The organism is Streptomyces actuosus, from assembly GCF_016921115.1.
GTDB classification, from domain to species: Bacteria; Actinomycetota; Actinomycetes; order Streptomycetales; family Streptomycetaceae; genus Streptomyces; species Streptomyces actuosus_A.
Map to the genome: position 1 here is coordinate 1 of NZ_JAFFZS010000254.1, position 407 is coordinate 407.

Annotated in this window: 1 protein-coding gene; it reads left to right on the top strand. The window is 39.1% G+C overall.

The genetic code is table 11. The features are described from left to right. Nucleotides 1–192 precede the first annotated feature (192 nt). The coding region (locus JS756_RS39170) for a transposase domain-containing protein (protein WP_498063058.1) at nt 193–407 on the top strand (215 nt) is incomplete at its 3' end.

Consider the following 407-nt stretch of genomic DNA (forward strand, 5'->3'; position numbering starts at 1 on the left):
TCAACTTCTAAAGTTGTCTGTAGACTGAAGACAAAACAAAGCCATGCTAAAGCTCTCCAACCTGGAAATAGAGAGTGGGTGACTTCAATTGTTGCTATAAATGCATCAGGATGGGCTTTGCCTGCTCAGATTATCTTTGCTGCCACCAAGCATCAATCCTTATGATATCATGAGCTGCCAAAGGATTATACTATCAGTGTCAGCAAGAATGGATGGACAACAGATGAATTAGGGATTGAATGGCTTTATAAAGTATTTGAGCCATATACAGCTTCACGGACTACTGGTGGATATAGACTATTAATCCTAGATGGGCATGGAAGCCATGCTACAACAGGATTTAATAGATTCTATATAGAGAAGAAGATTATTCCACTATATATGCCTCCTCATTCTTCTCATCTTCT